The 7,594-nt window shown below is 63.1% G+C and carries 8 protein-coding genes and 2 pseudogenes; 8 read left to right on the top strand and 2 right to left on the bottom strand.

What is annotated here, in order from left to right:
- Positions 1 to 308 precede the first annotated feature (308 nt).
- The 5 genes from N1F91_RS30555 (at position 309) to N1F91_RS30535 (ending at position 4,354) form a co-directional block, all read left to right on the top strand.
- Entirely contained in the window at positions 309 to 482 is a 174-nt protein-coding gene (locus N1F91_RS30555) for a hypothetical protein (RefSeq protein WP_289997688.1), read from the top strand.
- Between the two features lie 32 nt (positions 483 to 514).
- The gene (locus N1F91_RS30550) at positions 515 to 658 is read left to right on the top strand and encodes a hypothetical protein (protein WP_289997687.1); all 144 of its coding nucleotides are present in this window, start codon (positions 515 to 517) and stop codon (positions 656 to 658) included.
- A gap of 148 nt (positions 659 to 806) precedes the next feature.
- The gene (gene rfbA / locus N1F91_RS30545) at positions 807 to 1,685 is read left to right on the top strand and encodes a glucose-1-phosphate thymidylyltransferase RfbA (protein ID WP_289997689.1); all 879 of its coding nucleotides are present in this window, start codon (positions 807 to 809) and stop codon (positions 1,683 to 1,685) included.
- Positions 1,686 to 1,896: 211 nt separating this feature from the next.
- Positions 1,897 to 3,012, top strand: coding sequence for a dTDP-glucose 4,6-dehydratase (gene rfbB, locus N1F91_RS30540; RefSeq protein ID WP_289997686.1), 1,116 nt, complete (start codon positions 1,897 to 1,899; stop codon positions 3,010 to 3,012).
- A gap of 1,075 nt (positions 3,013 to 4,087) precedes the next feature.
- The gene (locus N1F91_RS30535; RefSeq protein WP_289997685.1) at positions 4,088 to 4,354 is read left to right on the top strand and encodes a hypothetical protein; all 267 of its coding nucleotides are present in this window, start codon (positions 4,088 to 4,090) and stop codon (positions 4,352 to 4,354) included.
- Between the two features lie 638 nt (positions 4,355 to 4,992).
- On the opposite strand, the pseudogene N1F91_RS30530 reads toward N1F91_RS30535, so the two are convergent.
- A pseudogene (locus N1F91_RS30530) lies at positions 4,993 to 5,421 on the bottom strand (exodeoxyribonuclease III); the annotation flags it as partial.
- 3 nt (positions 5,422 to 5,424) lie between these two features.
- Here N1F91_RS30530 and N1F91_RS30525 point away from each other — a divergent pair.
- A pseudogene (locus N1F91_RS30525) lies at positions 5,425 to 5,505 on the top strand (exodeoxyribonuclease III); the annotation flags it as partial.
- 71 nt (positions 5,506 to 5,576) lie between these two features.
- On the opposite strand, the gene N1F91_RS30520 reads toward N1F91_RS30525, so the two are convergent.
- On the bottom strand, positions 5,577 to 5,936 hold the full coding sequence (locus N1F91_RS30520; protein ID WP_289997684.1) for a hypothetical protein: 360 nt from the start codon (positions 5,934 to 5,936) through the stop codon (positions 5,577 to 5,579).
- 406 nt (positions 5,937 to 6,342) lie between these two features.
- Between N1F91_RS30520 and N1F91_RS30515 the strand changes: the two genes are divergently transcribed.
- Together N1F91_RS30515 and N1F91_RS30510 are read left to right on the top strand one after the other, a co-directional pair.
- Positions 6,343 to 6,744, top strand: coding sequence for a hypothetical protein (locus tag N1F91_RS30515; RefSeq protein ID WP_289997683.1), 402 nt, complete (start codon positions 6,343 to 6,345; stop codon positions 6,742 to 6,744).
- A 307-nt stretch (positions 6,745 to 7,051) separates the two neighbouring features.
- Complete coding sequence (locus tag N1F91_RS30510) at positions 7,052 to 7,489, top strand: MucR family transcriptional regulator (protein WP_289997682.1); 438 nt, start codon at positions 7,052 to 7,054, stop codon at positions 7,487 to 7,489.
- Positions 7,490 to 7,594 lie beyond the last annotated feature (105 nt).

Below are 7,594 nucleotides of genomic sequence, written 5' to 3'. Positions count from 1 at the left end.
GGAGTTCCGCGAGCGACAGGCCTTCAAGAGAATCAATCGGTGGTAGCGTCACGCAAAGGATGAATCACGACCGGGATCGGCTGAAAACCCCCTCCGCCCGGAAATCTGCCCCGGTTACGATTCCAACTTCGTCCGCCCGCCGGTGGACTATCTTGATGCTGACACCACCGAGGTCTTCCTCCGGGTCACCAGGGACGAGATCACGAACTATTTCCTGGCCGCCGCGCCCGGGACACCCCCTTCTCGCCCGGATCGCGGACGCGATCCGGGTCAACATCGAGGAGGGAACGCTCACCTCGATCTACCACATGACGGGTCCTACGGTGGTGGAGACAGTCGTCAGGTCGAGCTCCGGAGCGCGGGTCGAGGACTATCGCGGCATCTGCACTCAGGGGCAGTTCACCAACAAGCGCCTTCAATATGCGGGAAAGAAGGACGGGGCGTGGTGGACCGAGCAGGAAGCGAAAGGGATCTTCAAATGATCCCGCAGCCCAACGGGATTTGTCGTCGCTGCATGCAATCTTTTCCGGCCCGCGAACTCACCGGCATCCAGGCGGCCGTGTCGAGCGACGTGATGAAGAACGACCGGCATCCCCCGCCGACCTGCCGCGAGCCAGTCCGGCTTAGATCGCCCTGCGGGCGGCGCTTCGCCTCGTAGGCGCGGCTGACCAGTGCCGGACCAGCAGGTCCAATTACCTGGCATAGCGTGATGAAATTCTGCTATTGCGTCGGCGTTGGCGCCCGATGACGTCTCTTCGCGGCGTTCGTGGGCGGCGACTGGCAATTCGAGGCGGGCGGACATGGCGATCAAGGGGATCATCCTTGCGGGTGGCAGCGGAACGCGGCTCTACCCGCTGACCCTCGCCGTGTCGAAGCAGATCCTCCCCGTGTACGACAAGCCGATGATCTACTATCCCCTTAGCGTCCTGATGCTCGCCGGGATTAGGGACATCCTCGTGATTTCGACCCCCCGCGACCTGCCTGCCTTCCAGCAGCTGCTGAGCGACGGTTCGGACTTCGGGGTCAACCTCTCCTACGCAGTACAGCCACATCCAAACGGGCTTGCTGAAGCGTTCATCATCGGCCGCGACTTCGTGGGAAGGGATCGCGTGACCATGATCCTTGGCGACAACATCTACTTCGGTGAAGGTCTTTCCGCCATCTGCCAGGCCGCGGCGGCACGCGAGACAGGTGCGTCCGTCTTCGCCTACCATGTTGAGCACCCCCAGCGTTACGGAGTTGTCGAATTCGATGGCGATGGCAAGGCGTTGTCCATCGAGGAAAAGCCGGCAAATCCGAAATCGAACTGGGCCGTTACAGGGCTTTACTTCTACGACAACGACGTCCTCGAGATCGCCGCATCGATTTTGCCGTCACATCGCGGTGAGCTGGAGATCACAGCGGTCAACAACCACTACCTGGAGCGCAAGTCCCTCCACGTTCACCAGCTGGGACGCGGTTTCGCCTGGCTCGACACGGGCACACCCGACAGCCTTCACGATGCATCCTCGTTCGTAAGGACGATCGAGCGCCGGCAAGGGATCAAGATCGCATGTCCGGAGGAGATCGGCGTCGAGCTTGGATGGCTAAGGCCTTCCAAGGCGTACGAACGAGCTGATCGGCTTGGCAACAATGAGTATGCGGCCTACCTGCGCCGCCGGGTGCGGGAGCTCGAGCGCCGCTGACTGCGACCGAATCAAAGCCTGGAAACGAGCACGACCTGTCGTTACGTCGGCGGTGCTGTCCAAGGCAATCCGCTGCACGGGGCCGGGGAGGAATTCTCGCAGGAACCGCCGGCGCCCATCGGCTTTCTCGCAGGACGGCGATTCCTGTATATGGGCGCCGACCTTCGCGGCTCGACTTGTTCAGTGCCGCTGCGAGCATCAGGTGGGCAGAATGAATTTCCTCGTCACCGGCGGCGCCGGTTTCATCGGGTCGGCTGTGTGCCGACTGCTCGCTCGTGACCCTTCGAACAACGTGGTCAACCTCGACAAGCTCACCTACGCCGGGAACCTTGCGTCGCTGCGCGAGATCGACAGCCTCCCGAACCACAGGTTCGTGCAAGGCGACATCTGCGAAGCCGATTCGGTACTGGAGTTGCTTCGCACGGGCAATATCGGTGCGGTGATACATCTGGCGGCCGAAAGCCACGTCGACCGCTCGATCGACGGGCCTGCCGCCTTTATCGAAACGAACGTCGTCGGCACCTTCCGGCTACTGGAGGCCGCACTGGAGTATTGGCGGGAGCTGCCACACGCAGCGCGAGAGGGTTTCCGTTTCCACCATGTCTCTACCGACGAAGTTTTCGGCGACCTACCTTTCGACAGCGGCGTCTTCACGGAAGAGACGCCTTACGCGCCATCGTCGCCATATGCAGCATCGAAAGCCGCATCGGACCATCTCATCCGTGCGTGGCACAGGACCTACGGGCTGCCTGTCGTTCTGTCCAACAGTTCCAACAATTACGGCCCCTACCACTATCCTGAAAAGCTCATCCCTCTCGTCATCCTAAACGCGCTCGAGGAACACGACCTGCCGGTGTACGGGAGCGGGGAGAACGTGCGCGACTGGCTGTTCGTGGAAGATCACGCCCGCGCCTTGGCGCTCGTGGCGACGCGGGGAGCACCGGGTGAGAGCTACAACATTGGCGGCAGGTCCGAGCGTACCAACCTGCAGGTCGTCGAGGGCGTCTGCAATATCCTCGACCGGCGACGGCCACGCGCCTCCGGCGCGAGCTACCGGGAACTTATCCGCTTCGTCGCCGACAGGCCCGGTCATGATAGACGCTACGCCATCGATCCGTCGAAGATCGAGCGGGATCTTGGCTGGGAGCCGCAGGAGACGTTCGAGACAGGGCTGGAACGCACGATCGGATGGTACCTGGAAAATGAATGGTGGTGGCGGCCGATCCGCGCCCAAGTAGGGCCCGTAGGCCGGTTAGGGGGTTCGCCGGATCGAGGCCGCGGCCGTGAAAGCCCGGTTGCTCGTCCCCCGTCAGCCTTGGGTGGCTGACTGGCGACCCGGATGAGCCGGGCGCTTCAAGCCGACAACGCCGGCGTCAGCGGCCAACCGGTGGCAGATCCCCGACTCCTCGGCTCGAGACGTCCAGCCGGCCACCCTGCCCCGATTAGGCTCCCGGCCGCAAGGGCATCGTCGTGACGTGCCCGGCACGAAGGAAAGGGCCGGGTCTCGGACCCATGCCCGTAGCGCTTCTCGAAACCATGCGGCCGTCACGCGGAGAACGTTGGGAATCTCTGACGACCCGAGCTGACGGATCCTTCAGCAACCCTGCCGGCGCAACAGGGCGGCCAGTCCGGCCAGCGCGGGACAGGACGGCGATGTCCGTCCCCGACGCCACCGAAGGGTCGCCCAGCATCCATGGTTCCTTCCGAATTTATCCGCTGTAGAATCCTTGACTCACCTGAAGCATCGGGCATGATGCGCTGGCATCAGAAGATGTGGCGTTCACTAGTTAACCTAAATATCGGGAAAGGTAAGTGAATTGAAAAAGATATACGTGAAGCCCGTCGTCTTTCGGCAAGGGAAGCTGGGAGCGCTCACGGCGGCGGTGGCTGTAACTATCATCAAGCGAGACGTTACGTAGCTTAGCCTCATTGAACTGTTCCTCGGGCGATGGAAGCCCGAGGGCCAGCCGGAATGTCTGCCTTGGCGAGCCGAGACCGATTCCGGTGGTGAAAGCGCGCGAACGTTCACCATCGCGGCCAGGCTGGCGATCGGCTGAGACCTGTTCCTGTCAATACTCGCCGCCAGAACATCTTCCATGTGCATCGGTCGCTCCCTGCGCCAACGGATAGCCAGCCGCTCTTTGCAAGGCCATTCATCCCCGACCCGGTACGTTCGGAGCCTTGGACCCTCCGAGGCCGGCATTGCGAGGACGCCCTGTCGAAAACCTCATCCTCGGCGGCCCGATCTTCCACCGTAGGGCGCGCGTCCCGTTGGCTTCGCAGAGCATGGGACGAATGCCGGGCTTTCACCAACCCTTAGAGTGGGGGCGCAAGCGGGCGTCCGTAGCGGCAAGGCGCCAGACGCCACGCCGCTCGAACTCGAGGCGATGACGAAGGCGGCAATGGCGAAAAGGGAACAACCGGCGACAGTCTTCGCGCTCGAAGCAGAGGCGATGCGGGCGGAGATCGGTGCGCTCGACCTCGCCGCAAAACGTACGGGCTCCTTGCGCGAGCCGGAGTATCGCGCGGCCGATCGGCAGGTCGGACGGGCCTACCGCCTCGTGCACACGTTCGGCTCCGGGGAGAGGGTTTCCGGCAGCGAAACGAGAGATGCGCTGATCGGCGCCGGCACGCAGGCTGACGATGTTCCTTTCCGAAGAGAGCAATGAGGCAGAAAGGCGAATCGCGTCAACCGACTGTACCTGCGCTCCTCTCCGCTGCCGACGCTCAGCCTTCCCGGTTCAGGACGGCCCAAAGGACCTTCCGCTTGCGGAGTTCGTGGGCAACTAGGCGTCCTGGTCACCAGCCGGCAGGACGAACGGGAAGACGACACGGGATCGGACGTCGGGCTCTGTCGGCGTCTTTCGGGGCATCTCCGAAGAGCATGGCGTCACGCATTCAGGCTAAATCCCGCGGGAGCACGTCGCCGCGCTTCGTCAGCACTTCAACCACATCTCGCCTCTCTAAGGCGGAAGCCCGCGCTGCCCGCCTGGTCACCAACCGCTCTATGTGCCGAAAGCGGACGCACGCAAAAGATGAGACCATGGCGTGATCCACCAGTCGGGCGGGCCTTCTTTGTTCGAAATGGTCATTTTCGGATACCCCATCATCGCCGGACATCTCGGGCCGCATCCGACAAGGCTGCTCCCATTTGTAGAGCAGAAGGAACCGCCACATTGAGCCGCGCGGAAAAGCGGCGACCGGTTCGGCGACAAGCGGGAGCGACGGCCGAAGAGGGCTGCAACCCAGGCACCACCCACGTCGGCGTCCTGTGAGGAGGCACGCATATGAGGTCACGCGTGATCGCTCAGGCGTCCCTCAGCCTGATCCAGGCCGGGGCGTGACCGCTGGCGCCTTCACGCCCGCGCACCTCTCGGTCGACGCCGGCGTCGAAGAGCCTGTCCGCGAGGTTGCGGCTGAGCAGGAGATGGTCGAGCCTCAGGCCTGCATCGCGCTGCCAGCGCATGCGCCCGTAGTGCCAGAAGGTGTACAGGCGCTCGCGTTGGTGGAGATGGCGCAGCGCATCGATCCAACTGCGGCCGACGAGTTTGCGGTAGGCCGCGCGGCTCTCCGGGTGGATGAGCGCATCTTCGTCCCAGGATGAGGTCGGGTAGATGTCGCGATCGGTCGGCGCGACGTTGTAGTCGCCGGCGAGCACGATCGGCGCGCTGGATTTGTGCAACGTGGCTGCGTGCCTCCTGAGGCGGACCAGCCAGGCAAGCTTGTAGGCGAACTTGGCCAGGCCCGATACATCGAGGCAGCGGTCGCCGGCATCCTAATCGCCTCGATCTATGCACCGAACGGAAATCCTCAGCCGGGGGCTGGAATGCTCATGGGGTGACGCGGCCGACTGGCTTCGGCGTGAGACGCGCTGAGGGCCGGCTCGCTGCCTCAGCGGCCGCGATCGGCGTCGCCTTCTAAATCCTGAGCGGGTTGGCCGCCGTGACGAAGCCTCCGCTGGAAGGTCCAGCCAGCTCCGTAGCGGTCTACGATCGCGGAGAACGTCATTTCTGTGGCCCGGCGATCATACCCACGCGCGACCAGCCGCTCGATGATGGAATCGGCAAGGGTCCAGAGTTCGTTCTCGCGTCCCATTCTGAGGTTCTCCGTGATGGCGTAGTGCAGCAGGTCGCGCGCTATCTCGTCACGGTCCGGCGCGCGGGCTGCTGCGATGCGCTTGTTGTATTCCCGCTGGTACTCCCGTTGCTTTCGAAGCCGCTCCTTGCGGTCCTGCTTTCGGCGTCCTGCCATTGTGGCCTCCCTTCCTTCATCATCCTTGCGGCCATCGTCGCCCTCGACCGCGCAAGGCACAACCGCCGTTCGCAGGTAGATCTTGATACTTCCAGAAGGCGAACGGGAAGGACCCAGCGGCCGGATGAATGCCGGACACCCTGCAAGCCAGGTCGGGTGTCTAACTCGGGGGGGCGATCGACAATCGAAAGCGCGTGCCTTCATCGCGTCGCCCAACCCGATCGAGCGTCGCGGACCAAGAGTGGTAGTGGGGGGCGAGAGGCGCCGTCCTCCTCCTCGACCTGGAGCTAGTTCACGGACGGCTTGCAGGCTCCTGGAGGCCAGGCGGTGGTGTGGCATCTTCGGCGTCCGGATCCCTGCCGTGCAAACTGTCCAAAGTCCGCATGATGGGCGTCACTGCTAGCCCGTGCAGTACGATGGAGAGCAGTACGACAAGCCCGACGTCATTGCAGGGTGGATCGGCGACCGGATGCGCGAGCGGCTCTTCGCAGTTCTCGACCTGGTCGTCATTCTCGCTGGCGCGAAGCTGCTGCTGATGGCGGCCAACGCGGTGAATGCCTATCAAGGGATCGATCTGCCCGCCCTCGGCATGAGCGCAGCCGTTAAGTTCTGCCCGATCCTTGGGGGGACGGCGCTCATTTGCTGGAAGAACCGGCCATGGCCGCGTGACTCAAACGAAATGGCCTCCGGCAAACTCAGGGCGGTTCACTTTGCATGTCCGCGTCACAGCCACCGCAGGGGTCAATATTGGAAGCGAAAAGGGGGTCACGGTTCGGCGCGATTTGACACTCTGTCATCGTGGATATAATCGCAGCCGGTCTGGATGCTTACGTCAGCATGGACCTTAAGCCCGACGGGCTTGAGTGGAGCGCCGAGGCCCAATCCGGCGCCGAGCCTGTCCGGGGTCATCCAAAGGCTTCCTGACCATCAGCGTCGACCGCAGCATTCGCACCCGTGCTTTCCACGGCGATTCTCAACGATCGGACCACCGCCGCAGGTCCATTCGGTCCCGCCTCCGAAAAGCCGGCAACAAGGCAAAATGACTGCTTCCAACCAAGCTGCAGATCGACTAGCCATTTGAGATGCGTGCCGGCTATCAAAGGGGGAAATCGACCGTGGGACAATCGGACCGCCGCAGCGCCCGTCTGCTCGACCTGACTGCCCAGATTGTCTCGTCCTACGTACGCAACCAGCATTTACCGCGCGACACGGTGGCGGCGACTATCAGGGATGTGCACGAGACTCTCACCGACCTCAGCGCGCCCTCGACTCCGGTCGATGCCGATCAGAAGCTTGCGCAGAAGCCCACAGCGAGCGCGAACAACTCAGTGCACGACGACTTCATCGTCTGCCTCGAGGACGGAAAGCAGTTCAAGTCGCTGAAGCGTCACCTGATGACGAGCTACGGCCTGACCCCGGACCAGTACCGAGCGAAGTGGGGCTTGGGAGCAGATTACCCGATGGTGGCGCCGAGCTACTCCAAACGCCGCTCATCAATTTCTAAGGGCATCGGCCTCGGAGGGAGGCTCCGGGCTAACCCGTCTTATTCATGAGTTCGCTTTCGCGGATGACGCCGGTCGATGGTACGCGGGCAGTCGAGGCGTCTCTTTCACCGCGGGTGGGTCTGGACTTGTAGAACGCGCTGGAGGTTGACGGGG

Origin of the sequence: Aquibium sp. ELW1220 (assembly GCF_030398385.1) — a bacterium.
GTDB lineage: Bacteria > Pseudomonadota > Alphaproteobacteria > Rhizobiales > Rhizobiaceae > Aquibium.
Note: the sequence above shows the minus strand (reverse complement) of the source record. Positions and strands in the feature narration are given on the sequence as shown.